This is a genomic window from Microbacterium oleivorans (genome assembly GCF_001691565.1).
GTDB lineage: Bacteria > Actinomycetota > Actinomycetes > Actinomycetales > Microbacteriaceae > Microbacterium > Microbacterium oleivorans_B.
Window position 1 is genome coordinate 2,195,285 of the sequence record NZ_MAYO01000003.1, and the last position, 25,008, is coordinate 2,220,292.

General features: G+C 66.7%; 25 protein-coding genes and 3 tRNA genes. 15 read left to right on the forward strand and 13 right to left on the reverse strand.

The genetic code is table 11. The features are described from left to right. Positions 1-5: 5 nt before the first annotated feature. Entirely contained in the window at positions 6-626 is a 621-nt protein-coding gene (locus tag BBA86_RS13305; protein WP_065571992.1) for a hypothetical protein, read from the reverse strand. 389 nt (positions 627-1,015) lie between these two features. Beyond that, the gene (locus tag BBA86_RS13310) at positions 1,016-1,288 is read right to left on the reverse strand and encodes a hypothetical protein (protein WP_141677882.1); all 273 of its coding nucleotides are present in this window, start codon (positions 1,286-1,288) and stop codon (positions 1,016-1,018) included. 267 nt (positions 1,289-1,555) lie between these two features. On the opposite strand from BBA86_RS13310, the gene BBA86_RS13315 reads away from it, so the two are divergent. From BBA86_RS13315 to BBA86_RS14635, 4 genes are all read left to right on the forward strand, one after another. Next, complete coding sequence (locus tag BBA86_RS13315; protein ID WP_065571994.1) at positions 1,556-2,614, forward strand: site-specific integrase; 1,059 nt, start codon at positions 1,556-1,558, stop codon at positions 2,612-2,614. Next, a complete protein-coding gene (locus BBA86_RS13320) occupies positions 2,611-4,299 on the forward strand; it encodes a hypothetical protein (RefSeq protein WP_065571995.1) in 1,689 nt (562 codons plus the stop codon). The genes BBA86_RS13315 and BBA86_RS13320 overlap by 4 nt, the downstream gene beginning before the upstream one ends. Before the next feature lie 76 nt (positions 4,300-4,375). Further along, positions 4,376-5,848, forward strand: coding sequence for an ATP-binding protein (locus BBA86_RS13325; protein WP_065572324.1), 1,473 nt, complete (start codon positions 4,376-4,378; stop codon positions 5,846-5,848). Between the two features lie 175 nt (positions 5,849-6,023). Beyond that, the gene (locus BBA86_RS14635) at positions 6,024-6,179 is read left to right on the forward strand and encodes a hypothetical protein (protein WP_189318472.1); all 156 of its coding nucleotides are present in this window, start codon (positions 6,024-6,026) and stop codon (positions 6,177-6,179) included. Positions 6,180-6,322: 143 nt separating this feature from the next. Here BBA86_RS14635 and BBA86_RS13335 read toward each other — a convergent pair. Beyond that, a tRNA-Leu gene (locus BBA86_RS13335) sits at positions 6,323-6,406 on the reverse strand. A 143-nt stretch (positions 6,407-6,549) separates the two neighbouring features. Here BBA86_RS13335 and BBA86_RS13340 point away from each other — a divergent pair. The 7 genes from BBA86_RS13340 (at position 6,550) to pknB (ending at position 15,492) form a co-directional block, all read left to right on the forward strand. Beyond that, positions 6,550-7,281, forward strand: coding sequence for an FhaA domain-containing protein (locus BBA86_RS13340; protein ID WP_065571997.1), 732 nt, complete (start codon positions 6,550-6,552; stop codon positions 7,279-7,281). Further along, positions 7,278-7,814, forward strand: coding sequence for an FHA domain-containing protein (locus BBA86_RS13345; protein WP_065571998.1), 537 nt, complete (start codon positions 7,278-7,280; stop codon positions 7,812-7,814). The genes BBA86_RS13340 and BBA86_RS13345 overlap by 4 nt, the downstream gene beginning before the upstream one ends. A 12-nt stretch (positions 7,815-7,826) precedes the next feature. Beyond that, positions 7,827-9,056 carry a PP2C family protein-serine/threonine phosphatase gene (locus tag BBA86_RS13350; RefSeq protein WP_065571999.1) on the forward strand — a complete coding sequence of 410 codons (1,230 nt, stop codon included), beginning with the start codon at positions 7,827-7,829 and terminating at the stop codon, positions 9,054-9,056. After that, on the forward strand, positions 9,053-10,429 hold the full coding sequence (locus BBA86_RS13355; protein ID WP_065572000.1) for an FtsW/RodA/SpoVE family cell cycle protein: 1,377 nt from the start codon (positions 9,053-9,055) through the stop codon (positions 10,427-10,429). The genes BBA86_RS13350 and BBA86_RS13355 overlap by 4 nt, the downstream gene beginning before the upstream one ends. Further along, a complete protein-coding gene (locus BBA86_RS13360; protein ID WP_065572001.1) occupies positions 10,426-11,880 on the forward strand; it encodes a peptidoglycan D,D-transpeptidase FtsI family protein in 1,455 nt (484 codons plus the stop codon). The genes BBA86_RS13355 and BBA86_RS13360 overlap by 4 nt, the downstream gene beginning before the upstream one ends. After that, on the forward strand, positions 11,877-13,706 hold the full coding sequence (locus tag BBA86_RS13365) for a protein kinase domain-containing protein (protein ID WP_065572002.1): 1,830 nt from the start codon (positions 11,877-11,879) through the stop codon (positions 13,704-13,706). The genes BBA86_RS13360 and BBA86_RS13365 overlap by 4 nt, the downstream gene beginning before the upstream one ends. 88 nt (positions 13,707-13,794) lie before the next feature. Further along, positions 13,795-15,492, forward strand: coding sequence for a Stk1 family PASTA domain-containing Ser/Thr kinase (gene pknB, locus BBA86_RS13370; RefSeq protein ID WP_189318487.1), 1,698 nt, complete (start codon positions 13,795-13,797; stop codon positions 15,490-15,492). Between the two features lie 7 nt (positions 15,493-15,499). Here pknB and BBA86_RS13375 read toward each other — a convergent pair whose 3' ends face one another. From BBA86_RS13375 to BBA86_RS13380, 3 genes are read right to left on the reverse strand one after another with little or no spacing between them, the layout of a single operon-like run. Next, a complete protein-coding gene (locus BBA86_RS13375) occupies positions 15,500-16,138 on the reverse strand; it encodes an anthranilate synthase component II (protein ID WP_065572004.1) in 639 nt (212 codons plus the stop codon). Next, on the reverse strand, positions 16,135-16,302 hold the full coding sequence (locus tag BBA86_RS14475; RefSeq protein WP_141677883.1) for a DUF4175 domain-containing protein: 168 nt from the start codon (positions 16,300-16,302) through the stop codon (positions 16,135-16,137). Before BBA86_RS14475 ends, BBA86_RS13375 begins: the two co-directional genes overlap by 4 nt. Further along, positions 16,302-17,093, reverse strand: coding sequence for a class E sortase (locus BBA86_RS13380; protein ID WP_065572005.1), 792 nt, complete (start codon positions 17,091-17,093; stop codon positions 16,302-16,304). The genes BBA86_RS14475 and BBA86_RS13380 overlap by 1 nt, the downstream gene beginning before the upstream one ends. A gap of 55 nt (positions 17,094-17,148) precedes the next feature. On the opposite strand from BBA86_RS13380, the gene BBA86_RS13385 reads away from it, so the two are divergent. Beyond that, a complete protein-coding gene (locus BBA86_RS13385; RefSeq protein WP_065572006.1) occupies positions 17,149-17,385 on the forward strand; it encodes a cell division protein CrgA in 237 nt (78 codons plus the stop codon). A gap of 72 nt (positions 17,386-17,457) precedes the next feature. Here BBA86_RS13385 and BBA86_RS13390 read toward each other — a convergent pair whose 3' ends face one another. Next, complete coding sequence (locus tag BBA86_RS13390; protein ID WP_223247104.1) at positions 17,458-18,333, reverse strand: rhomboid family intramembrane serine protease; 876 nt, start codon at positions 18,331-18,333, stop codon at positions 17,458-17,460. A gap of 7 nt (positions 18,334-18,340) precedes the next feature. Beyond that, positions 18,341-18,898, reverse strand: coding sequence for a peptidylprolyl isomerase (locus BBA86_RS13395; protein WP_065572007.1), 558 nt, complete (start codon positions 18,896-18,898; stop codon positions 18,341-18,343). 100 nt (positions 18,899-18,998) lie between these two features. On the opposite strand from BBA86_RS13395, the gene BBA86_RS13400 reads away from it, so the two are divergent. Both BBA86_RS13400 and BBA86_RS13405 read left to right on the forward strand, forming a co-directional pair. Next, positions 18,999-19,568: a DNA helicase gene (locus BBA86_RS13400; protein ID WP_065572008.1), complete on the forward strand. Its 570-nt coding sequence runs from the start codon at positions 18,999-19,001 to the stop codon at positions 19,566-19,568. Continuing rightward, positions 19,561-20,070 (forward strand): aminoacyl-tRNA deacylase, encoded by a 510-nt coding sequence (locus BBA86_RS13405; protein ID WP_065572009.1) that lies wholly within the window; start codon positions 19,561-19,563, stop codon positions 20,068-20,070. Before BBA86_RS13400 ends, BBA86_RS13405 begins: the two co-directional genes overlap by 8 nt. Before the next feature lie 205 nt (positions 20,071-20,275). Here the strand turns inward: BBA86_RS13405 and BBA86_RS13410 are convergent, their stop codons facing one another. The 3 genes from BBA86_RS13410 to BBA86_RS13420 all read right to left on the reverse strand — a co-directional run bounded on the left by BBA86_RS13410 (position 20,276) and on the right by BBA86_RS13420 (position 21,181). Beyond that, positions 20,276-20,695 carry an NUDIX hydrolase gene (locus BBA86_RS13410; RefSeq protein ID WP_065572010.1) on the reverse strand — a complete coding sequence of 140 codons (420 nt, stop codon included), beginning with the start codon at positions 20,693-20,695 and terminating at the stop codon, positions 20,276-20,278. Positions 20,696-21,020: 325 nt separating this feature from the next. Further along, positions 21,021-21,093, reverse strand: a tRNA-Ala gene (locus BBA86_RS13415). A gap of 14 nt (positions 21,094-21,107) precedes the next feature. Beyond that, positions 21,108-21,181: transfer RNA gene (locus tag BBA86_RS13420), tRNA-Ile, on the reverse strand. Positions 21,182-21,295: 114 nt separating this feature from the next. Between BBA86_RS13420 and BBA86_RS13425 the strand changes: the two genes are divergently transcribed. Further along, a complete protein-coding gene (locus tag BBA86_RS13425; protein ID WP_065572011.1) occupies positions 21,296-22,006 on the forward strand; it encodes a VIT family protein in 711 nt (236 codons plus the stop codon). Between the two features lie 21 nt (positions 22,007-22,027). Here the strand turns inward: BBA86_RS13425 and BBA86_RS13430 are convergent, their stop codons facing one another. Beyond that, positions 22,028-22,435 (reverse strand): DUF3566 domain-containing protein, encoded by a 408-nt coding sequence (locus tag BBA86_RS13430; RefSeq protein ID WP_065572012.1) that lies wholly within the window; start codon positions 22,433-22,435, stop codon positions 22,028-22,030. Beyond that, positions 22,432-25,008, reverse strand: a complete 2,577-nt coding sequence (gene gyrA / locus BBA86_RS13435) for a DNA gyrase subunit A (protein ID WP_065572013.1) — start codon at positions 25,006-25,008, stop codon at positions 22,432-22,434. Before gyrA ends, BBA86_RS13430 begins: the two co-directional genes overlap by 4 nt.

A 25,008-nucleotide genomic window follows, 5' to 3' on the forward strand; every position in this document is an offset into this window, starting at 1 on the left:
GGTTGTCACCGGCGCCGGGTTCGACGCCGTCCGGGGAGAGCCTTTGCGAGCGATGCCCGATGGGTCCCCAGGTCTGCTGGATTCAGCGTGAGCCCGGCGACGTGCAGGGCGAGGAGGGTGCCGCCGACGACGTAGTAGGTCGCCATCACAACGGGGACGGCTGAGATGAGGCTCGCGGGGTCGCTGTCCCACGGGAGCAGCGCAACGTACTCTGCGCTCGTGGCCCGCTCGTCGAACGTGGGGCGCAGCAACAGCTCGCCCCAGGCAATGACAATTAGGGCGTACGCCGTCGGTGCCGCGACGTCGACCCACGGTGCATGAGCAATCGGACGCTTTCTTGACCTCAGGTAGTAGACCTCGCCGTCGTGCACTCGCACCCCGATGAGAAGCAGGACGGGGAGCAGGAGCACCAAGGCGGTGGCGAAGTCCAGCGTCCCCCACCAGGAGCGGACAACCGTTGGCGCGCTCGAGAGACTTGCTCTCCGCGCGACCTCGAAGAAGACGAAGATCCCGGCGAACGCCAGGGGCACCGTCAGCAATGACAGCCACGCCTGCAAGTGGCCGTTGCGAACGCGACGCGCGAGGTCGACTGCACCCAGGCGCTCGAATGAGTCGCCGGTACTCACCAGCGCACGGCCATCCGGTCGTGCGTGCGCCGTTCCGCCATCGGCTTTCCCCCCCAGTCAGCCTGAGCCCGCCCTCAGCGGTTGCTCCCTTCGACCGTATGAGGTTTGGCGCGTTCCCCCTAGGCACTTCACTCGGATTTCTCCGAATACTGAGCGAGTGTTGAGTTTCCGTCCGCTGTGCGCTGACCTGGACACTGCGTTTGCGTTGGACATGTCCAACGGAAGTCACGCGGCGAGTTGTCCGCTGATCTGGGAAAGAATAGGTGTATACGGCCTTCTATACATGCCCTATGCTTCCGGCGAAGGGCAGCATGCACGACCGATGTCCAGCGTTCCTCGGCGCGCCGTGAGCTCCCGACTTGTTCATTGGAAGCGCCGTGGAGGATGCCTCAGATGTGTGGGAGTCGAGCCCGTGCTTCGTCGGACAGCGGCGGGACCCAGGATTCGATGTACCGCGCAACGGCTACGGCGACGGTCGGGAACACCGACGCCCAGAACGCGAGGTCGGCGAACTGCGCACCGGTCTCGCCGCGGAGCATGCGGCGCTGCCTGTCAGCACTGAGCCCGGGAAGACCTGGCGCCCTCTCGAGGAACTGCGGAAGCGTCTCGCCGCGCAATCGCAACCCGTCGTGAATCATGTCCGCGACCAAGTGCTGCACCATCGCCGCGCGGTATCGGTGGTCGCGGACATCCACCCCCTCGGCCGGCGGCAGGAGGTTGCGGACGCGACCGAAGGCTGACGGAACAGCAACAACGCTTCGCGGCTCGAACACCATTCCGGGACCTTTGGCGACCACCAGCTACCTCCTCAGCTCTACCCGGGTTCCGTTTCGACGAGGCGAATTTCAGGCATTCTTCGCTTAGCATCAGCGACTGCTGGAAATCCTACTCATTTGCGCAGGGTTTACGTCGGCACTGTGCATGAGGTGGTGGTGCAGACACCTACCTATCTCAACCGCATCACCAAGTTCGACGACAACTCCGAAATGCGTGAGCATTCGGAACTCCTCAGCGAGCACCTCGGGCGCTTCCGGTCCACGGAACCGGCGCCGAAGGTGCGCCGGCTTCTGGAGAAGCTCACCTATGCCGCGCTCACCCGAGAGGCTCGGGACGTCGTGACCGGCGACCGACTCCCAGGCGTCGAGCCTGGCTCCGCGCTCGACATCTTCATTCGGGACTGCGTTACCCTCGCCGCGCCGAACACGGCGTACGCAGCGAAGCTGCTGATGACCCAGGTCAGCCGCTACGTGATGTGGTGCACGCAGCAGGGGTGGCCATTGACCGCGGACGTCATCTTCTCGGTGCGAGCCATCGACATCTACTCGACGACAGCGAATCAGCAGCGCTCGGAGGGCACCCGCAGGAACTACCGCTCCCTGCTGATGCGGGTCAGCGAGGTGCTCGTGCCCGACGAGCACCCTGAGCGTCCCACACCCCTGTCATCCCGCCAGACTGCGGCGCCGTACACCGCATCCGAGATGGAACAGTTCCGCAGCTGGGCCGGCAGTCAGCTGACGACCCTCAAGCGCGACCGCGCGATGCTCATGCTGGTGCTGTGCGCCGGCGCCGGTGTCCGGCCTCGGGAGCTGCCCCGCGTCCGCCACGAGGACGTCCTCGTTGATGATGCAGGCATCCTCATCACCGCGGCTGGTCGCCAGGTCCCGCTGCTGGCTGAGTGGGAAGAGTGGATGCTCGTCCTCCTGGAACGTCGCCCGCGCGACGAGGCGCTCTGGGGTCCCCTCAACCGACGAAACACCTCGAACCTCACCTCCAACTTCACGGAGAACTCCTTCGGACGCGGGCCACGCGCCGACAGGCTCCGGCACACCTGGTTCACTCATCACCTCGCGGTCGGTGTCCCGATGAAGGACCTCCTGCGCGCTGCGGGCGTCGGAAAGCTGCAGCAGCTGCACCTCCTGCTCGAGTACGTGGACTACCGCGACGACGCCGAGTATCGCCGCATCTTCCGTTCGGAGGTCCAGCGATGACGCGCGCGGAGCGGGTCGCCGCGGCACTGACGAAGTTCGACCGCCACATGGTCGAGGCCACCGGGCACACCTTCGAGCGCTACGAGTACGTCCGCGCGGCAGGACCAACCTGCCTCGAACACGTGATGCTCTACGGTCAGCTCATCGACGAATCCGGCATCGTCGAGTACCTCGAAGAATGCGACCGCAAGGACCGCAAGTCCAACGCCGGCCGCCCGCCCCAGCTGCGATTCCGGACCGTTCTGGTCCTGCTGATGATGCATGTCGACGCCGGCGACGCCCGCTACCGTGCGATGGCCAAGACACTCCTGGCCCGGACGACGCCCGCGACGCGGGCCTACCTCGGACTGCCTACCCTGCTCAGCAACGAGAAGCAGTGGTACGGGCGGGTGGCCCGTTCACTGAACCGCATCCTCGACCTGATGGAGCCGTGGGAGGTGTCGAAGCGTCACCACATCACCGCGGAGGAGTTCCGTGCGGCGAAGGCAAGCTACTCGCAGGAGAAGCGCGACCGCGCGGAGGAGGTCACCAACATGCTGCTCCACGCCACCGTTCGACGCCTGCCCACCGAAATCATGGACAGGTACAAGGGCAACGTCGCCATCGACGCCACCCCCATCTATCTGGTCGGTCGCGCCAACTCGCGGTGGGGTGCGGATGAGAAGGAGCGATGGAACCTGGACGGGATGAGCACGCCCTACACGCGTGAGGGAAGCCACGAAGGGGACGGGAGTCGGACCGACGAGCCTGCCTGGGAACTCGAAACCGTCGTGACCGTCGCCAACAAGCCAGGCGACCCGCTGAGCTTCCCGGTACTGATGACAGGCGCCTCAATGCAGCACCCCGGCCGCAACAAGTACGGCCCACTCCGCGCCGTCCGCCAGCACAGCAAGATGTTCGACCGGATGCGACGCTTCCGGCTCATGGCAGACCAGATGTACAACTACTTCGTCCCGGAGCGCTTCCAGAACGAGATTCGCAAGCTCGGCTTCCGAGGTGTCTGGAACTTCGAGGGCAAGGGCCGCGGCGGAATCCGGGGCTTCTTCGAGGACGCAGTGTGCGCCGACGGTCACCTCTACCTGAAGTGGATGCCTCGCGACCTCGCCGTCGCGACCACCGACTACGAAGAGGGCAAGCTCACCCGCGACGAGTACCTCGCGAAGCTGGCATCGCGGTCGAAGTACGCGCTCAAAGACCATGGTCGCCCCGACGAAGACGGCTTCCAGCGATTCACGTACCCGCCCATCACGCGGGACATGATGCTGTTCGACCCGGCAACGGGCGAGCGTCTCAAGCGCACCCCCAAGCTCGCGAAGAAATCGCTGGAAATCGGTCCGAACACGAAGGAGGGGATGCGCATCATCAAGCACCTCTCCGCCGTGGAGTTCCTGTCAGAGGAGTGGCACGCGTGGTTCGGTCTGCGGAACCGCGTCGAAGAGAACAACCAGTGGTTCAAGGGAGATTCGGGCACCGACATCGGCAACCCCGAGAAGCGCCGTGCAGTCGGATACGCCTACAACTCCCTCGTTGTGGGCATGGCCGCGGCCGTCTCCAACATGCGCCGCATCGTCAGCCACATCGAAGCTGAAGCCTTGGAGGTCGTGGACCGTCCGACGATGCGGAAGCGCCGCCGTCTGGACATCGACGGCAACCCGCTTGAGCATATGGACGCTCTCGCCGCGTGAGTGTGTGAGGGGTCTGCTCTGTTCAGCGGGCCCCTCATCGTTGCGGTGAACGGGCAACAGTTGTTCTTGTCGGGTGGTGAACACGCCGAGCGACGAAGAAGTTGGTGAGCTGTTCGCTGCACTCGTAGCGACGCCGGCAGAGACCGAATGGCTGGAGTTCAAGGACTCTCTCAATGAACCCGAGAGGATCGCGCGATACATCTCAGCGATATCCAACGCGGCGACTCTGTTGAATCGAAGCGCTGGGTATGTCGTCTGGGATGTTGAGGACGTCACGCGCCGCGTCATCGGAACGAGGTTCTCTCCGCGGAAGACCAAAGTCGGGGGTCAGGAACTAGAACTCTGGTTGTCGCGCGCAACTGGCGCAGCAAGCTTCATGTTCATCGAATTTCAGATCGACGGCGCGCATCTTGTCATCCTGAGGATCGATGCCGCGTCGGGTCGCCCAACAGAGTGCAACGGCAAACCGTACATTCGTGTCGGGTCCGCGGTCACAGAACTGAAGATGGAAAAGAACAAGGAAGGGCGGCTTTGGGACATCCTCCGCAACCGAGGCTTCGAGGAAGCTCTCGCCATGGAGGGTGCGACCGGAGACCAGGTAGAGAAGCTGCTGGATCTCGACGCCTACTTCGCCCGTAGCCGCAGCCCGAAGCCGGCGGATTTCACCGAACAACTTGAGATCGCATCGCGGCTTGCTCTCGTCGAATCACGGGACGATGGCCGGTGGAACATCACCAACCTGGGCGCGCTTCTTTTCGCTCGTGACCTATCGTCTTTCACAAGCGTGACAGGCAAGTCAGTCCGGGTCGTGCAGTACGAGGGCACAACCCGCGCGCAGGTCATCAGGCGTCAGGAAGGCGCGAAGGGCTACGGGGTCGGTTTCACAGGGCTGCTTGCTTGGCTGAAAGCGCTGCTGCCTGCGCGTGAGGTCTATGTCAACGGCGAGCGTACCGAGCAACTCGTGTACAGCGATCTCCTGCTTCGTGAGGTGCTCGCGAACGCGATGGTTCACCAAGACCTCACCGTTCGCGGGGCGGGCCCGCGCGTAGAAGTGTTTGGCGACAGAATCGAGGTCACAAACCCCGGGGCATCGCTAGTGGCCGCCGACCGCCTCATCAACCATCCACCCATCGCCCGCAATGCCATGCTCTCGAACCTGATGCTTCAGATGCGACTGTGCGAGAACCATGGCACAGGGTGGGATCGGATCGCTATGGAAACCGAAGCCGCTGGTCTGCCGTCTCCTGTCATCCATATGGATGACGATGCGATGAGGGTGACCATCCTCGGTCCGCGGAAGCTCACCTCGATGCGTCAAGAAGACCAGACTTGGGCCGTGTACGCCCACGCCTGTCTCCAGTACGCCAACCACCAGCACCTAACAAACGGGTCTTTGCGTGCACGATTCGGCATCGCCACCCAGAACAGCTCCCAAGTCTCCCGCCTGATTAGCACCGCAATGGGGGACGGCCTCATCGAGTTGTTCGACGACACCGTCGGAACGAAGTCACGGTCTTACGTCCCGTACTGGGCGAAGTCCATCGGGTAGCACGCGCTCGTTTGCTTGACTGGTTCGTGTCGCGGAACAACTCCTAGGCCGTTTTCCCGCGTAATTACGGCCAGGATTTGCTTGACTGATATCGGCTTCGACAGATGAACACGCAAGCACAAGCGGGCAAAGGTTGAAGGAGCTGGCCGCACGAGCCGGGATCGAGACCTCGAACTTGCGACAGACCGAGTCCGGCACCGCCACCGGAACGAGCATCTTCACCGTGTTCCGCATCTTCGACGCGGCGAGCGCCTCGCTCACCGACATCAACGACATCTTCCCCACAGCGTGCGCAGCGCAAGACGGAGGCGGGGGCAGGCGGCGCCCGTGAGCCGCGCCGGGGACTCACGCCGGGGCGCGATGGCAAACAAAAAAGCCGGTCAGACTGATGATCTGACCAGCTCTTCGTTCACACGATGAAGCCTCGTGCAATTTACGAACACACGTGGCTGTATTTACGAACACAGCCGTCTGTGCGCGAGGGGGGAGTTGAACCCCCACGCCCTTTCGGGCACTGGCACCTGAAGCCAGCGCGTCTGCCTATTCCGCCACTCGCGCGAACCCGTGTCGCCACGGGATCAACTTTCCGAGGATATCATGGCGCGAGCCCGCCGGAGAAACGGCCGCAGCTGTGTTCCCCAGACCCTGCCAGGGTCGACAACTAGCATGTGAGCACCGGTCCAGACTGCCTGAGGAGCCCCGTGGGACTACTTGACAGCTTCGAGAAGGGAATCGAACGCGCCGTGAACGGCGCGTTCGCGAAGACCTTCCGCAGCGGTGTGCAGCCTGTCGAGATCGCGTCTGCACTGCGATCCGAGCTCGATGCGAAGGCCGCCGTCGTCTCGCGCGACCGCATCCTCGTTCCGAACACCCTCGTCGTCCGGCTCGCTCCTGCGGACCACGAGCGGATGGGCGCGCTGGGCCGAGCCCTGCACGACGAGCTCGTGCAGCTGATCGAAGGCCACGCGAAGGCGCAGCAGTACAGCTTCGCCGGTCCGGTCTCCCTCGCGATCAACCCCGACGAATCACTCCCGACCGGAACCATCCGGGTCGACTCCCGCTCCGCCAGCGCTGAGGACGTCTCCTGGCACGGCGTCGTCGAGATCGACGGCAGGCAGCATCCGCTGGCCGCGAGCCGTACCGTCATCGGACGCGGGACGGATGCCGACATCACGATCTCCGATGCCGGTACCAGCCGTCGGCACGTCGAGATCCTGTGGGACGGTCGTCGCGCCATGGTCCGCGACCTCGGCTCGACCAACGGCACGCAGCTCAACGGTGTGAAAGTCTCGGAGGCCGCCCTCGAGCCGGACTCCGTCGTCACCATCGGGCGTACCCGCATCACCTTCCGTGTCGTCGCGCAGGCATCCCGCATCCCCCCGCGGCCGCAGGATCCGGCGACCCGCATGTTCGACCTCGGAGGCCAGGCATGAGCGAATTGACACTCCTGCTGCTGCAGATCGGGTTCTTGATCCTGCTGTGGTTCTTCGTCTTCGCGGTGGTCTACTCGCTCCGCGCCGACCTCTTCGGCGTCAAGGTCCGCAAGATGCCCGAGCCGGCCGCGGCCGCCCCCGGCCCGGTCGCGACCGCACCGGCGAACGCCGAGACGTCGATCGTCTCCCCGATCACCAGCCGACCCGCCGCCCCCAGCGGCCCGCAGAAGGCCACGACGCACACCGTTTCGCGCATCGTCATCACGAGCGGCCCGAAGGCCGGGCTCGAGTTGCCTCTCGGCGATGAACCCCTCACGATCGGTCGATCCAGCGAATCGGGCCTCGTCATCCGCGATGACTACACCTCGAGCCACCACGCGAGGCTCGTGCTGTGGGGCGAGCAATGGATGGTCCAGGACCTCGATTCCACCAACGGCACCTGGCACGACGGCGAGCGCGTCGCCTCTCCCGTCCCCGTGATCGTCGGCGCACCCATCAAGGTCGGCGCCACGACGTTCGAGCTGCGGAAGTAACGGCCCGCACCGATGGTCTTCGAGGGCTCGAGCGCCGCCATCTCCCATACCGGGAAGGTCCGCTCCAACAACCAGGACTCGGGTTTCTCGGGCTCGAACCTGTTCGTGGTGGCGGACGGCATGGGCGGCCACGCCGGTGGCGACATCGCGTCGAGCATCGCGGTACATCACCTCGAAGGTCTCGACCACGCGTTCCCGACTCCCGCCGAGGCGGAGCGAGAGCTCCGTGAGGCGATCGTGGATGCAGCGCACGTCCTCGTCGACACCGTCGCCGAGCGCCCCGAACTCGCCGGCATGGGAACGACGGTCAGCGCCGTTCTCATGGTCGACGACTACGCCGTCATCGCCCACATCGGCGACTCGCGCGTCTATCTCTTCCGCGACGGCGCGTTCACCCAGATCACGACGGATCACACCTTCGTGCAGCGGCTCGTCGACTCCGGGCGCATCACACCCGAAGAAGCCCGCTACCACCCGCGACGCTCCGTTCTCATGCGCGTCCTCGGCGACATGGGCACCGACCCCGAGGTCGACGCGTTCATCATGCAGACCCAGCCGGGAGACCGCTGGCTGATCTGCTCCGACGGCCTGTGCGGCGTCGTGGATGACGCCCAGACCGCGAAGGTGCTGCGTCAGGACCTCGCTCCCGGCCGCACCGCCGACATGCTCTTGAAGCTGGCGCTGGATGCCGGAGCTCCCGACAACGTGACGATCGTCCTCGTCGATGTGGGCGGCCGGCATCCGATGTACAGCGGGACGGCGACGGTCGTCGGCTCCGCCGCCACCCCGAAGGGCATCGAGATCCCCGTCGCGCGGCCGGCGCGCACGGGCTGGTTCCAGACCGGACGCCAGGCGGCGAACGAGCCGAGCCACTTCGAACCCGCGGCCGAATACCTCGAGGAGCTGATCGAGGAGGACCGCCGCCGTGCCCGCCGGCGGCGCGTCTGGTGGTTCGTCGGCTTCATCGCGATCGTCGCCGTCATCGCGGCCGGCGTCTTCGCCGGGTATGCGTGGACGCAGAGTCGCTACTTCGTCGGCGCCGACGACGACAGCGTCGTGATCTACCGCGGCATCCAACAGGACATCGGTCCGATCTCGCTGTCGACGCCGTTCGAGGACACCGACATCCTCCTCGCCGACCTTCCCGCCTATCAGCGGCAGTCGGTGGAACAGACCATCTCCGCCCGATCGCTCGCCGACGCGCAGGCGATCGTCGACAACCTCCGCCAGGGGACCCCATGACAGCCTCGGTAGAGACCGACACCACGGTCATCAAGGCACTGCGGAAACTCCGGGTGCCGGCCACGCAGCGCAACCGCGAGCTCGGACTGCTCCTGTTCGCGACGGTCGTGACGACCGTCGCGGTCGTGCTCGTGCAGCTGGGGACGCGCGGCGAGATCGACCCGACCTTCCTCTCGTACTGCGGCGGCCTCGCCGGTCTGGCGCTCGCGCTGCACATCGTGACCCGCATCTGTGCCCGGGATGCGGACCCGTTCGTGCTCCCGATCGCCACCCTCCTCACGGGCATGGGCGTCGCGATGATCTACCGTCTCGACATCGCCGAGGGGCGTCTGGGATGGGGCTCGCTGGGCTTCCGTCAGCTGGTGTGGGCGGCCATCGCGATCGCGGGCGCGATCCTCATCGTGGTCTTCCTCCGCAACTACCGCGTGCTGTTCCGCTACACCTACGTCTTCGGGCTCAGCGGCATCCTGCTGCTGCTCCTGCCGTTCGTGCCGGGCCTGGGCATCAAGGCGGGTGCCGACGTGTGGGTGTCGATCGGCGGCGTCTTCTCGTTCCAGCCCGGTGAGCTCGCGAAGATCTGCCTCGCCGTCTTCTTCGCCGGCTACCTCGTCCGCACCCGCGAGGCCCTCAGCTCGGTCGGGACGAAGTTCCTCGGCATCACCTGGCCCAAGGCACGTCAGCTCGGCCCGCTGCTGATCATCTGGGGCGTCTCGCTGGGGATCATCGTCCTGCAGCGCGACCTGGGTACCGGCATCCTCATCTTCGGCATGTTCATCGCGATGCTCTACGTCGCGACGGGCAAGGCCAGCTGGGCGATCCTCGGACTCCTGCTGGCCGCTGCCGGAGCCCTCGTCGCCTCGCGGGTTCTGCCGTATGTCGGACTCCGCTTCTCGAACTGGCTCGACGCCTTCAACCCGGACTACATCAACGGCAGCAGCTTCCAGCTCGTGTCGGGGATCTTCGGCCTCGCCCACGGCGGGCTGATCGGCACGGGGTGGGGTCTGGGTCGCCCCGACCTGACACCGCTGGCGCACAACGACTACATCCTGCCCAGCCTCGGTGAAGAGCTCGGTCTGGTCGGCGTGTTCGCGATCCTCGCGCTCTACATGGTGTTCGTCAGCCGCGGCATCCGCATCGGCATCGCCGGTCAGGACGACTTCGGCAAACTCCTCGCGACGGGCCTGTCCTTCACGCTTGCCCTGCAGGTGTTCATCATGGTCGGCGGCGTGACCCGCGTCATCCCGCTCACGGGCCTGACGATGCCGTTCCTCGCGGCGGGTGGATCGTCGCTCATCGCGAACTTCCTCATCATCGCGATCCTGCTTCGGATCTCCGACGCGGTTCGCTCCAGGCCCCGGGTGGTGATCGGATGACCAAGCAACTGCGCCGACTGAGCGTCGTCGTGCTCCTCATGTTCCTCAGCCTCTTCGCGGCGACCAGCGTCATCCAGGTCGCTCTCGCCGGACAGCTGAACGAGAACCCGAACAACCGCCGCACCCTGTACGACTCGTACGCGGTGCAGCGCGGCACGATCTTCGCCGGCGGCACGGCGATCGCGTCGTCCGACCCGAGCGACGACGTCTACAGCTGGATCCGCACCTACCCGGATGCCGAGATGTGGGCGCCCGTGACCGGGTTCATCAACCCCGTCCTCCGCTCCTCCACCGGTCTCGAGTACGCGATGAACGCCGCCCTCGCCGGAACCGGCAGCCGGCAGTTCCTCACCCGCTTCGACCAGATCGTGAGCGGCCAGCCGCCGCGCGGGTCGAACGTGCTCCTCTCGCTCGACCCGAAGGTCCAGAAGGTCGCGTACGACGCGCTCGACGGCCTCGAAGGAGCCGTCGTCGCGATGGAACCCGACACCGGCCGGATCCTGGCGATGGCCACGAGCCCCAGCTTCGACACGAACCTCCTCGCGTCTCACAACAGCTCGGCCGTCAACGCGGCCGACCAGAAGCTCGAGGCCGACCCGCTCCGCCCGCTGACCAACCGCGTCACCCGCGAAACCGAGCCCCCCGGATCGACGTTCAAGCTGGTGGTCGCGTCGGCGGCACTCTCGTCGGGCAAGTACACGCCCGAGTCGGAGTTCGACAACCCCGCGACCTTCACGCTCCCGGGCACCGACAGCATCCTGCACAACTTCGACCGCGGCACCTGCGGTCCCGGCGAGAAGACGACCCTCGCGACTGCGCTGCGGCTCAGCTGCAACATCCCGATGGCTGAGCTCGCCCTCGAGCTCGGCACCGACGCGATCCGCGAAGAAGCGCAGAAGTTCGGCTTCAACTCGGCCTTCGAGATCCCGCTGAACGTCGCGGCCTCGAGCTACCCCGAGGGCTTCAACGAACCGCAGACCGCGCTGAGCGGCATCGGGCAGACCGACGTCCGTGCGACCCCGCTGCAGATGGCGATGGTCGCGGCGGGCATCGCCAACGACGGCGTCGTGATGAATCCGCGCATGGTGGACCGCGTCGTCGCTCCCGACCTGACGGTCCAGGACGAGCCCGCCGACACCGAGTTCGGGCGCGCGGTGAGCCCGGAAGTGGCGAAGACGATGACCGATCTGATGATCGCCAATGTCAAAAACGGCGCCGCGTCGGGTGCGAGAATAGACGGCGTCGACGTCGCCGGGAAGACCGGAACGGCGGAGCACAATCCGGGGGACCCGTACACGCTGTGGTTCACCGGGTTCGCGCCCGCTGAAGACCCGAAGGTGGTCGTCACGGTGATGGTGGAGAACGGTGGTGGGCTCGGCCAGAACGGCACGAGCAACGGGATCGCGGCCCCGATCGCGAAGAAAGTGATTGAGGCGGTGCTGAGCGAATGAGACCGACGCAAGGTGTGAGCTTCGGCGGACGGTACGAACTGGACTCGCGGATCGCCATCGGCGGCATGGGCGAGGTCTGGGAGGCCACCGACCACGTCATCGGACGTACGGTCGCGATCAAGATCCTCAAAGACGAGTACATGGGCGACCCCGGCTTCCTCGAGCGCTTCCGCGCCGAGGCGCGCCACGCCGCTCTCGTCAACCACGAGGGCATCGCCAGCGTCTTCGACTACGGCGAGGAGAACGGCTCCGCCTTCCTCGTGATGGAGCTCGTCCCGGGCGAGGCCCTGTCGACCATCCTCGAGCGCGAAGGCGCCCTGTCGACCGACAAGACGCTCGACATCGTCGCCCAGACCGCATCGGCTCTCCAGGCCGCCCACGCCGCAGGGCTCGTCCACCGGGACATCAAGCCGGGTAACCTGCTGATCACTCCCGACGGCCGCGTCAAGATCACCGACTTCGGCATCGCCCGTATCGCCGACCAGGTGCCGCTGACGGCAACCGGTCAGGTCATGGGTACGGTCCAGTACCTGTCGCCCGAGCAGGCGTCGGGGCACGCGGCATCCCCCGCAACCGACATCTACTCCCTCGGCATCGTCGCGTACGAGCTGTTGGCGGGCCGCCGTCCGTTCACGGGCGAGTCGCAGGTCGCGATCGCGATGGCACAGATCAACGACACCCCGCCGCCGCTTCCCGATACGGTCTCCGAGCCCGTGCAGCGCTTCGTGATGAGCATGATCGCGAAGAAGCCCGACGAGCGCCCCGCGTCGACCTCTGCCGTCGCGCGTGCCGCCGGTGCCCTCCGCCGCGGCGACGTCGCCGGCGCAGCCGCGATCGTCCCCGCCATCGCGGGTGCCGCATCCCCCGACGCCTTCACCCAGCTGCTGACCTCGAACACGGGGTCGGATGCCACGACCCGCCTGCTGCCGTCGTCCGGGGCCGCCGCCGCAGGCGCCGCCGCGGGTGTCGGGACCGGCACGGCCGCACTGGCGACGGAGCAGACCGCGTCCGAGCTGAAGGCCAAGAAGAAGCGCAGCCCGTGGACGTGGCCGCTCGTCGCCCTCATCGCGCTGCTCGCCGTCGTGCTCATCGGCACCCTCATCGCCCTCTTCGGCCCGAAGGAGGGGACGCCCGAGCCCGGCCCGGCCAGCTCCGCTCCGGTCCAGTCGTCCGCGCCGCCCTCCTCTCCGGCGCCGCCGCCCTCGTCCGCTCCCCCGGAGACAACGGCGCCGAACCCCGCCTCGCTCGGTCTCGAAGGCAAATCGTGCGATGAGGCGACCCGGATCCTGAACGACAACGGATTCGACAACGTCAAGTGCGAGGACGGCGACCCCGCTCCCACCGACTCGCAGGTCGGGCAGGTCTACCGCGTGAACCCGACAGGGAATGTCGACGCCGGCGACCTGATCACCCTCCTGAGCTACACGAACGCGCAGCAGATGACGACGCCCTCGGCGCCGAGCATTCAGGGCGGCAACGCTGACGGCACAGTCACCGCAGGGTCCACGGTCCGCATCATGTGGGACAGCTACACCTGCCCCGCCGGTGCCCCGAAGGCGACGAGCTACACGATGACGGTCTCGGGCGGCGTGTTCAACAAGAACGGTGAATCGACCGCGAGCTTCGCGATCGGGGACCGGCCCCAGGAAGTCGTCGTGGACGACAACGGCAGCCAGGCGCTGTCGGTCACCTACACCGTGACGTGCAACGGCGACGGCACCGAGCGCGTCTCGGGAGACTCGGCGGAGGCCGCGGCATCCATCGTTCCGGCCCAGGAGCAGACCCCGCCGCCGGCCGACGGCGGGTCCGACGAGTCCGAGGGCTGATCACGACGGCTTTCAGCAGGCTTTCGAACGCGGTCGGATAGGCTGTCCGGGTTCCATTCCGGGGAGTGAAGTGTCCGTTACATCACGTGTGCTGTCGGGCCGCTACCGAGTCGATGACCTCATCGGCCGGGGTGGCATGGCTTCGGTGTACCGCGGGCAGGATCTGACGCTCGGGCGACCCGTCGCGATCAAGATCCTCGAGCCGGATCTCGCGGCGGACGGTGCGTTCCGCACCCGGTTCCGACTCGAGGCGCAGTCGGCTTCGCGCATGTCGCACCCCGCGATCGTCCGCGTCTACGACGCCGGCGAAGAGACCCGGACGGATGCCGCCGGCCGGCCGCATCCCGAGCCGTACATCGTCATGGAGCTCGTCACCGGGCACTTGCTGAAGGACATCATCAGCGCCGGACCGGTTCCCCTCGAGGACGCCCTCCGGTACACCGACGGCATCCTCGAGGCTCTCGAGTACTCGCACCGCGCCGGCGTCGTCCACCGTGACATCAAGCCGGGCAACGTCATGGTGACCGACGCCGGGCAGGTGAAAGTCATGGACTTCGGCATCGCGCGAGCGGTGTCGGACTCGTCCTCGACGGTGGCCGAGACCACCGCCATCATCGGCACAGCGTCGTACTTCTCGCCGGAGATGGCCAAGGGCGACCCGGTCGACGCGCGCGCCGACATCTACTCCGCCGGCATCGTCCTGTACGAGCTCCTCACGGGCCAGCCGCCGTTCCGCGGCGAGAACCCGATCGCCGTCGCGTACCAGCACGTGTCCGAGGCCCCGGTCGCACCGTCCGAGATCGTCGACACCGTTCCGCGCTCCCTGGACGCCCTCGTGCTGCGCGCCCTGGCCAAGGATCCTTTCCAGAGACCGCAGACGGCGGTCGCATTCCGCGATGCCCTCGCCGCTGCGACCGGTCGCAAGGTGCCCAGCAAGCGTCGGGTCGAGTCCCTCAGCAACGAGCTCTACGGTCCCGACCCGAAGCAGGCTGCCGAGACGGCACGCTCCCTTCGACAGCTGACCAGTGACGACACGATGCGTCGCACGCAGGCGGGTCCTCCGGTCGCGTGGGTCTGGGCGGGCATCGCGATGCTCGCCGTCCTGCTGGTCTCGGTCTTCATCTGGGTCAACAGCATCCGCCCCGAGGAAGGGACGGTCACCCCGAACGCTCTCGTGGTGCCCGACGTCGTGACGATGACGTGGGATCGAGCCGACGAGGTGATCGGCAAGGCCAAACTCGAAGCGCAGCAGGTCGACGAGACGAGCGCCGACGTCCCCGAGGGTGCGGTCATCAGGACGGAACCCATTGCGGGCACGACGGTCGCACCCGGTGATCAGGTGACGGTCTATGTCTCCAAGGGGGTCGAGAAGTCCGCGCTCCCCACCCTCGCGAACCTCACGGTTCCGGAGGTCACCACATCCCTCGAAGAATCCGGGCTGAAGCTCGGCTCCATCACCCGGCGGAACGACCCCAACCTCGCGGCCGACGTGGTGATCAGCGGGTCCGTCAACGGCGTCTCCGTCGCCGCGGGCGACGAGATCCCGAAGGGCACCGCCGTCGATCTCGTCGTCGCGACGGGAACGGTCACGGTGGAGGACTTCGCCCTCAACTACACCGTGGACAAAGCGGTGGAGATCCTGAAATCCGACCAGTACGGCCTGAACCCGGTCGTGCAAGAGGATTCGTCGTGCCCCGCGACCGACCCCCGCATGGTGAAGGTCCAGTCCGCGATCGGTGAAGTCCCGGTCGGCTCCGACATCACCCTCACCACCTGCAGCGGCTGACCGGGAGTCACCCCACGGTGCGATGCGGCGAGAGCCGTGCGCCTCGTTGCGCCGCTCCCGTGACACCGACCCCGTCGAGCCACGTCCCGAGCAGGAGGTAACCGCCCTCGGTCAGTACGCTCTCGGGGTGGAACTGCACGCCCTCGATGGGCAACGAGCGATGGGCGATCCCCATGACCGTGCCCGACGAGGTCCGTGCCGTCACGCGGAGATCGGCGGGGAGCGACTCCTCGAGCACGGCGAGCGAGTGGTACCGGGTGGCGGTGAACGGCTGCGGCATGGCCGCGAACACCCCGACCTCGTCGTGGTGCACGAGGGAGGTCCGACCGTGCATGAGATCCGGAGCGTGGGAGACCACACCCCCGAAGGCGGCAGCGATCGCCTGATGCCCCAGGCAGACTCCGAGAAGCGGGGTCCGCGTGTCCGCGCAGCGACGGACGATGTCGATCGACGAACCCGCCTCCTCGGGGGTCCCCGGTCCCGGGGAGATCATCACGCCGTCGGCCGCGTCCACGCCTGTGCCCGCACCCGCGGCATCCGCCTCGACCACATCGACGTCAGCACCCAGTTCGACGAGGTAGCCGATGAGGGTGTGGACGAAACTGTCGTGATTGTCGACGACCAGAATACGGATGCCCGCGGTCACCCGCCGCCGCCGACGGTGGACTCCTCACTCGGCCACACCGTCTGGAAGACCCACGGGAAGGCGTAGAAGTACAGCAGGTACAGGATGACCGCAGCCACCACGAGCAGAATGAGCACCCGCACCCACCAGGGTCCGGGCAGGACTCGCCACAGCGCGGCGTACATCAGGCACCCACCCCGCCGGTCAACGACGCCGGTGGACCGGCGGATGCAGGAGTGAACTCGTCGAACACGGCGTAGGCGATGATGCGCTCCAAGGAGTTGAGTTTCGGTGCGCAGCTCGTCAGCGTCAGGTACCGCCCGTTCGCCGCGACGCCCTCCTGGTTCGGGACCGGCAGCAGCACCTGGACCTGGCTGGGCTGAACGTACTCGAATGAGCGGAACCGGTAGGTGTACCAGCCGGCCTTGGTCTGGATGACGATCGCGTCGCCGATGACCAGCCTGTCGATCGGGTCGAAGGGGGCACCCGAGGTCCAGCGATGCGCAGCGTACGCGGAGTTCCCCACCTCACCCGGCATGGCGGTGTCGGGATAGTGGCCGATCTCGCCGCGATCCATGATGTCGGGGCGGGTCACACCCGAGGCGATCTTGAACTGCCAGTCCTTGCCGAAGCGGGGAACCTTCATGATGCCGAACACCTCGGCGTGCTTCTGCTCACCGAGGACGGGAACCGCCTGCACGGGGTCGGGTCCTTGGGTCGGGGTGGGGTCGGGCGCGGCCTCGGGGGTTTCCTCCGCCTCGTTCGCCCACTGATCCGCCAGCGCCTGAGCCGCCGCATGCTGTTCGCTCTGCACGATCGCATCGCCGATCCACGTATGCCAGGTGACGTAGAGCAACACGACCACGCCGAGCGTCAGCAGGATCTCGCCGAGGACGCTCCAGACGGTGGCGCGGGGGCGTGGGCGGGATCGACGCGTGCGTCGGGTCTGATGCTCCGTGGGCGAGGAGTCGGTCACGATCGGAGTTTAGCCAGCGAAGGCTGAATCGGGGCTGGCAGGTAGACTTCTCGCCATGGCACGTGGAGACAAGGACGAGGACCGGCTGGTCCAGCCCGAGGGCGAAGCCGCCCCCAACCCGGTCTGGTTCAAGCCGATCATGATCGGTCTGATGCTGATCGGGCTCGTGTGGATCATCGTCTTCTACCTGAGCGGCCAGGCCTTCCCGATCCCGCAGATCGGTCCGTGGAACCTCGCGATCGGGTTCGGGATCGCCTTCGTCGGGTTCTTGATGACCACGCGCTGGCGCTGACCGCCGGCATCCCTCACTCGGAATTACACCGGTGTGGTTCATCCCCAGCCTGGGGATGAATCTGTGGATAACTCAGAGGTACAGCAGCGCCGGGACCGTCGCGGTGACCGCGACGAGGCCGACGCCCACCGCGACGAGCAGTGCTGCCTGCAACGGCTGACGCTTCTGCGAGCGGGTCCTCGAGAAGATGAACCCGATGAGCAGACCCACGAGGCCGCCGCCGATGTGGGACTGCCACGAGACGCCCGATCCCACGAACGAGAACACCAGGTTGATCCCGAGCAGGATCGCGATCGGCAGGATGTTCGCGCCGACGTGTCGGCCGATGATGAGCATGGCCGCGAGGAGTCCCCACACGGCGCCCGAGGCGCCGACGACAGCACTTCCCGGTGCGATGAGTGCGACCAGTGCCGAGCCGCCGATCGCGCTCAGCGCGTAGAGCGCGAGGAAACGCGCCTTGCCGAGCAGCGGTTCGAGGCTCCGCCCGAGTGCCCACAGCGCCAGCATGTTGAGCGCGACGTGGAAGGGGAGCGGGGTCGAATGGACGAACGCGACCGTCAGCATCCGCCACGGCTCGTACGGCGCGGGAGTTTCCGGCACCGCGTACGCGGGGACGAAGGCGAGGGCGTCCGTGACCGCGCCACCCACGACGGGGATGAGCTGGATGACGTACATCGCGAGCGTGAAGATCACGATCGCGTAGGTCACGACGGGGCGGTCGCTGCGCATCTTGCGCGCGAAGCGCCCCGGCATCCGCCTGACCTCCGCCGACCGCGCCCCCTTCTGCTGCTCCGCCAGGCACTCCGGGCAGATGACGCCGACAGGAAGCGGCGTCTGGCACTCGGGGCAGATCGTGCGGAGGCATCGCTGGCAGAGGACGAAGCTCTGACGGTCAGGATGCCGGTAGCAGAAGTTGTCCGGATTGGTCCGGGGGTCGGCGGAGGTCACGAACGGGTCAGGCCTCGGCGATGTCGATCGACGAGATCACGACGGGCTCGAGCGGACGATCCTGGGCGCCCGTGGGGACGGCGCTGATCTTGTCGACCACAGCACGCGATGCGTCATCGGCGACCTCGCCGAAGATCGTGTGCTTGCCGTTGAGCCACGGAGTCGGGTCGGTCGTGATGAAGAACTGCGAGCCGTTGGTGCCCTCGGCCTTGCCGGTGATGGCGTTGCGGCGGAGACCCGCGTTCGCCATGGCCAGCAGGTAGGGCTTCGCGAAGGTCAGTTCGGGGCTGATCTCGTCGTCGAAGTTGTACCCGGGACCGCCGACGCCCTGACCGAGCGGGTCGCCGCCCTGGATCATGAAGCCGGGGATGATGCGGTGGAAGATGACGTCGGTGTAGAGGGGACCCTCGCCGGGCTTGCCGGTGGCGGGGTGCGTCCAGGACTGGGATCCGTCGGCCAGACCGGTGAAGTTCTTGACCGTGCGCGGCGCCTGATCGCCGAACAGGTTGACGACGATGTCGCCGTGGGTGGTGTGCAGTGTTGCGACAGCGGAGTGAATCGGCATACTCATCATCCTCTCACTTGCAACCCCCCGCGCCGGCTGAATGCGTCTGGCAGTATGGACCCACTACGTCCCCGGATGAACCCCGAAAAGGGAGGGCCCCGTGAGCCTCAACCGCAAGACCAAGAAGGAACTCCGCAAGCTGCAGAAGCAGGCAGCGAACCTGTGGGAGTCGCAGCAGGTGCTGGTCGGTCAGGCCGGTGACGTCGCCCGCGAGGCGGGTCGCCAGCTCGGCAAGTACAGCCACGACCACGTCGTTCCTGTCGCCAAGCACTCCTATGAGCGTTACGCCGCGCCCTACGTCGACCGCGGCGTCGAGACGGGACGCAAGGTGCTGAACGGTGCGCTCGTTCCCGCCGCCGGCGCCGTCGTCGGAACCGCTCTGTCGGTGTGGGACGTTGCGAACGACCAGCGCCACCGCATCTCGAAGGGCAAGGGTCTCGGCGGGTTCGACGCCGACTCGTTCCGCAAGAACGCCGCCAAGGCGGGCAAGAAGGCCACGAAGAAGCTGGCGGTTCCGCAGAAGAAGAAGGGCCTGGGTGCCGGCGGCGTCCTCGCCATCATCTTCGGCGTCGCGGCAACCGCCGGCGTGCTCTACGCCGCATGGCAGACGCTGCGTGCCGATGACGAGCTGTGGGTGGCGGACGACCCGCTGCGCGCCCCGGATGCCTGAATCCACGCCCGTACCGTCGGAGCGCGTCGCTGAGGCGGCGCGCTCCCGGTCTTTGTCGGTGGAGTTCGTCGCCCGCCCCGCGGCGGGGAGTCTCGAAGAGGCTGCGACGCTGCTCGGGCTCGCGGCATCCGACATCGTCAAGACCCTCGTCGTGAAGCGGAGCGACGATACCTACCTGTTCGCCCTCGTACCCGGTGACCGGGCGATCTCATGGCCGAAGCTCCGTGCGGTCGTTGGCGTGAACAAGCTGCGCCTGCCCGAACCCGAGCTCGCCCTCGCCGCGACGGGGTTCGAACGCGGCACCATCACCCCGATCGGCAGCACGACCGACTGGCCCGTCTACGCAGACGCCTCGATCGTCGGCAAGCAGATCGCGATGGGCGCAGGCGCCCATGGCTTCAGTCTTTTCGTACACGCGGACGACCTCATCCGCGTGTACGACGCGACCGTCGCGGACATCTCGCAGCCCATGGGCGGGGCGTCGGGCACCGTGAAGTCATGACCTCCGCCGTCTCCTCGACGGTGCCGTCGTCCACCCCTGCGAGGACCTGTATGACGACGACTAGGGCTATCTGAAGGGGTACGGGGAGTTCAACGACGCGATACGGAAGCAGTACGGCGAAGACGCTGTGGCGATCATCGTCGAGCCCGCCGTCGAGACGTCCGTCGACCGGTTCACCACGTCTGAGAGGTCGGGCTCATCATCGTCACGAGATGAGCCCCGCCATCCGCATCGCCGTATCGACCAGCCCGACCCGGGTGAGGGAGGCCACCTCGCTGAGAGGGAACCACGCGGCCTCGTCGGTCGAGCCGTCCTCTTCGTTGCGGAGCTCGCCCCCGACGACGTGTGCGCGGTAAACGATGCGAAGCGCCTGGATCGGTCCGCTGCCGTGGAACCGATCCTTCTCGGCGATCACCTGCGAGTCGGTGCCCAGGATCCCGTCGAGTTCCACGTGGAACCCCGTCTCCTCGAGGACCTCTCGGACCGCGGCATCCATCGGGTCCTCACCGGGATCCAGCCCGCCGCCCGGCATCGTCCACGCCGGTCGCGTCGGGCTGTTCCAGTGGGCGAGAAGAATGCGATCATCGTCGATGATGACGGCGTACGCAGCAACGCGGATGTCCACGCGTTCACCCTAGAGGATCGCCGGTCCGAAGGATCGTGATCTCCGCGCGGCGCGACAGGCGACTGCCTGGGACGCAGGATCCCCAACCGTACGTCCCAGGCCGATGTCGCGACCAGGATCCCAAAGATCCCGCCGCCCGCGCGGGACTCCTGCTCATCGCTGGGCCGAAGCTGCGGGTCATCGGCGCCATCGGCGACACAATCATCGTGCTCACCCGAGCGCAAGCGAAGCGCAACGCCGCCTCAAGATTCGCGCAAGATGACCTCAAGATGGAGCTGGAAAGAGGAGAAAGCCGGGATCCATGGGGATTCCGGCTTTCTGACTGTGGAGCCTAGGAGATTCGAACTCCTGACATCCTGCTTGCAAAGCAGGCGCTCTACCAACTGAGCTAAGGCCCCCGGTGCGGTGACGGTGGGGCTACCAGGACTTGAACCTGGGACCTCTTCATTATCAGTGAAGCGCTCTAACCGCCTGAGCTATAGCCCCGTCGTTGCCGGCTCGCGCCTGCAACCTCCAAGACTTTACCCGACGATGGCACTGTTTGACGAATCCGCGCGAGAGGCGAGCCGCCGCATCCCGCGGTTCTGGTTCACTGGGCTCATGAGCACGACCACCCACACCGAGCCGCAGGGCGCCGGCCTCGGACAACGACTGAACTGGTTGCGCGCCGGAGTACTCGGTGCGAACGACGGGATCGTCTCGGTCGCGGCCGTCGCGGTCGGCGTCGCCGGCGCGACGACCGATCTCGGCCCCATCATCACCGCGTCGTCCGCGGCGCTCGTCGGCGGGGCGATCTCCATGGCCCTTGGAGAGTACGTCTCGGTGAGCAGCCAGCGCGACACCGAGCGTGCGCTGATCGAGAAGGAGAAGCGCGAACTCGCCGAGATGCCCGAACAGGAACTCGCGGAGCTCGCAGAGCTGTACCGCGAGAAGGGATTGTCGGAGGAGACCGCGCGCACGGTCGCGGAGGAGCTCACCGCGCATGACGCACTCGGCGCTCACCTCGACATCGAACTGGGCATCGACCCGGACGACCTCACGAGCCCGTGGCAGGCGGCGGTCTCGTCAGCGATAGCGTTCACCCTCGGCGCGCTGCTGCCTTTCCTCGCGATCGTCCTCCCGCCCGAGGAGTGGCGCGTCCCGACGACGTTCGTCGCCGTCCTCATCGCGCTCGCGCTCACCGGAACGATCTCGGCCCGCCTCGGGGGTGCCGGAAAACGTCGCGCCGTCGTCCGCCTGGTCGTCGGCGGGGCGCTCGCCCTCGCCGCGACCTGGGGTCTCGGCTTCCTGCTGGGCACCTCCGTCACCTGACGGGATGCCGCGGCATCCGACTCAGTTCGAGGTGAAGCCGACGAGCAGACCGCCCGTGACCTTGACCATGAGGTTGTAGATGCCGGCCATGACCGCACCCAGAACCGTCACGACGATGAGGTTGAGGATGGCGACGACAGCGGCGAACGCCATGACCTGGGGCAGGTTGATGACGGAACCGAGCGTGAACGAGTTCTCACCGTTGACCGCGCCGAGCAGCTCGTCGACCTGACCGATCAGGTTCGTCGAGCTGATGACCAGGTAGATCAGGAGCGTCGAGACGACCGTGACGATCGCGAGGGCGACCGCAGCGAGGAACGACAGCTTCACGGCCGACCAGAAGTCGACGTAGACGAGGCGGAGGCGTACCTGCTTGGCGGTCGTCCGGCTCGAGGACTTCTTGGCCAGTTTGTCGGCAACAGAGCTCATGCGTCACTCTCTTCGGTGGTCTCAGGGGCCGTAACGGCTGCGGGATCGGCCGGGGCTTCTGCATCGGCCGTGACGTCGGCCAGTCCTCGTTCGCCGTTGCGGGCGATGGCGAGGATCCGGTCGTCGTCGTCAGGCCGGGCGAAGACCACGCCCATCGTGTCGCGGCCCTTGGCGGGCACCTCGGCAACGGCCGAGCGTACCACCTTGCCGCTGGCAAGAACCACGAGGACCTCGTCGTCGGCGCTGACGATCAGACCACCGGCGAGTTCGCCGCGGTCGTCGTGCAGCTTGGCCACCTTGATGCCCAGACCGCCACGACCCTGCACCCGGTACTGGTCGACGGCCGTGCGCTTGGCGTACCCGCCCTGGGTGACGACGAACACGAAGCCCTCGTCGCGGACGACGGATGCCGAGAGCAGGCTGTCGCCGTCGCGGAAGGACATTCCCTTCACGCCTTCGGTCGACCGGCCCATCGGTCGCAGGGATTCGTCGCTCGCCGTGAAGCGCAGCGACATACCGAGCCGCGAAACGAGGAGCAGGTCGTCGGTCGAGTCGACGAGCATCGCGCTGACGAGCTCGTCGCCGTTCTCCTCGTCCTGACCCCGCAGGCGGATCGCGATGATGCCGCCCTGACGGTTGGTGTCGTACTCGGTGAGCGCGGTCTTCTTGATCTTGCCGTCGCGCGTGGCGAGCACGAGGTACTCGGCGGCGGCATAGTCGCGGATGTCGAGGATCTGCGCGACGTCCTCGCCCGGCTGCAGCGCCAGGAGGTTCGCGACGTGCTGACCCTTCGCATCCCGACCGCCCTCGGGAAGCTCGTAGCCCTTCGCGCGATAGACGCGCCCCTTGGTCGTGAAGAACAGGAGCCAGTGGTGGGTGGTCGAGACGAAGAAGTGCTCGACGACGTCGTCGGCGCGCAGCTGCGCACCCTTGACACCCTTTCCGCCGCGGTGCTGCGACCGGTAGTTGTCGCTGCGCGTGCGCTTGACGTAGCCGTTGCGCGTGACGGTGACGACGATCTCCTCTTCGGGGATCAGGTCTTCCATCGACATGTCGCCGTCATAGCCGTGCAGGATGTGCGTGCGGCGCTCGTCGCCGAACTTCGCGACGATCTCCCCGAGCTCGTCGGCGATGATCCCGCTCTGTCGGTCGCGCGAGTCGAGGATGTCGTTCAGGTCGGCGATCTTGATCTCGAGGTCGTTCGCCTCGTCGACGATCTTCTGACGCTCCAGCGCGGCCAGGCGGCGTAGCTGCATCGTGAGGATCGCGTCGGCCTGATCGGCGTCGACGTCGAGAAGCGACTTCAGGCCCTCGCGTGCCTCGTCGACCGTGGGGGAGCGGCGGATGAGGGCGATGACCTCGTCGAGCGCATCGAGCGCCTTGAGGTAGCCGCGCAGGATGTGCATGCGCTTCTCGGCCTCGCGCAGCCGGTACCGGGTGCGGCGGACGATGACCTCGAACTGGTGCGTCAGCCAGTAGCTGATGAAGCCGTCGATCGGCAGGGTGCGGGGCACGCCGTCGACGATCGCGAGCATGTTCGCGCCGAAGTTCTCCTGCAGCTGCGTGTGCTTGTACAGGTTGTTGAGGACGACCTTCGCGACGGCATCCCGCTTCAAGACGATGACGAGTCGCTGACCCGTGCGATCGCTCGTCTCGTCGCGGATGTCGGCGATGCCGCTGAGCTTGCCCTCGCGCACCAGCGCGGTGATCTTCGCGGCGACGTTGTCGGGGTTGACCTGGTACGGGAGCTCCGTGATCACCAAGCAGGTGCGGTTCTGGATCTCCTCGACGTTCACGACGGCGCGCATCGTGATCGAGCCGCGGCCGGTGCGGTAGGCCTCACGGATGCCCTTGGTGCCGAGGATCTGCGCACCGGTGGGGAAGTCGGGCCCGGGGATGCGTTCGATCAACGCATCGAGGAGCTCCTCGCGGGAGGCATCCGGGTTCTGCAGCGCCCACATCACACCGTCCGCGACCTCGCGGAGGTTGTGCGGCGGGATGTTCGTGGCCATACCCACGGCGATGCCGACCGAGCCGTTGACCAGGAGGTTCGGGAAGCGGGAGGGGAGGACGACGGGCTCACGGGTGCGACCGTCGTAGTTGTCCTCGAAGTCGACGGTGTCCTCGTCGATGTCGCGGACCATCTCGAGGGCGAGCTGAGCCATCTTGGTCTCGGTGTACCGGGGCGCTGCGGCGCCCATGTTCCCGGGGGAGCCGAAGTTGCCCTGGCCGTCGGCCAGCGGGTAGCGGAGCGACCACGGCTGCACGAGGCGGACGAGGGCGTCGTAGATCGCGCTGTCACCGTGCGGGTGGTACTGACCCATGACCTCCCCGACGACGCGAGCGCACTTGGAGTAGCTCTTGTCGGGACGGTATCCGCCGTCGTACATGCCGTAGATGACACGACGGTGCACGGGCTTGAGGCCGTCTTCGACGCGCGGCAGCGCGCGGCCCACGATCACGCTCATCGCGTAGTCGAGGTAGCTCCGCTGCATCTCGACCTGGAGGTCGACCTGGTCGATGTTGCCGTGCTGGTAGCCGGCGTTCGGGTCGGGACGCTCTTCGTCAGCCAT

What these genes read in the sequence shown, in the direction of transcription:
- BBA86_RS13310 (WP_141677882.1), bottom strand. Translation starts at nt 1,288, where the DNA reads ATGGTGCAGCACTTGGTCGCGGACATGATTCACGACGGGTTGCGATTG.
- BBA86_RS13320 (WP_065571995.1), top strand. Translation starts at nt 2,611, where the DNA reads ATGACGCGCGCGGAGCGGGTCGCCGCGGCACTGACGAAGTTCGACCGC.
- BBA86_RS13345 (WP_065571998.1), top strand. Translation starts at nt 7,278, where the DNA reads ATGAGCGAATTGACACTCCTGCTGCTGCAGATCGGGTTCTTGATCCTG.
- BBA86_RS13350 (WP_065571999.1), top strand. Translation starts at nt 7,827, where the DNA reads ATGGTCTTCGAGGGCTCGAGCGCCGCCATCTCCCATACCGGGAAGGTC.
- BBA86_RS13355 (WP_065572000.1), top strand. Translation starts at nt 9,053, where the DNA reads ATGACAGCCTCGGTAGAGACCGACACCACGGTCATCAAGGCACTGCGG.
- BBA86_RS13360 (WP_065572001.1), top strand. Translation starts at nt 10,426, where the DNA reads ATGACCAAGCAACTGCGCCGACTGAGCGTCGTCGTGCTCCTCATGTTC.
- BBA86_RS13365 (WP_065572002.1), top strand. Translation starts at nt 11,877, where the DNA reads ATGAGACCGACGCAAGGTGTGAGCTTCGGCGGACGGTACGAACTGGAC.
- BBA86_RS14475 (WP_141677883.1), bottom strand. Translation starts at nt 16,302, where the DNA reads ATGTACGCCGCGCTGTGGCGAGTCCTGCCCGGACCCTGGTGGGTGCGG.
- BBA86_RS13385 (WP_065572006.1), top strand. Translation starts at nt 17,149, where the DNA reads ATGGCACGTGGAGACAAGGACGAGGACCGGCTGGTCCAGCCCGAGGGC.
- BBA86_RS13395 (WP_065572007.1), bottom strand. Translation starts at nt 18,898, where the DNA reads ATGCCGATTCACTCCGCTGTCGCAACACTGCACACCACCCACGGCGAC.
- BBA86_RS13405 (WP_065572009.1), top strand. Translation starts at nt 19,561, where the DNA reads ATGCCTGAATCCACGCCCGTACCGTCGGAGCGCGTCGCTGAGGCGGCG.
- BBA86_RS13425 (WP_065572011.1), top strand. Translation starts at nt 21,296, where the DNA reads ATGAGCACGACCACCCACACCGAGCCGCAGGGCGCCGGCCTCGGACAA.
- BBA86_RS13430 (WP_065572012.1), bottom strand. Translation starts at nt 22,435, where the DNA reads ATGAGCTCTGTTGCCGACAAACTGGCCAAGAAGTCCTCGAGCCGGACG.
- gyrA (WP_065572013.1), bottom strand. Translation starts at nt 25,008, where the DNA reads ATGGCTGACGAAGAGCGTCCCGACCCGAACGCCGGCTACCAGCACGGC.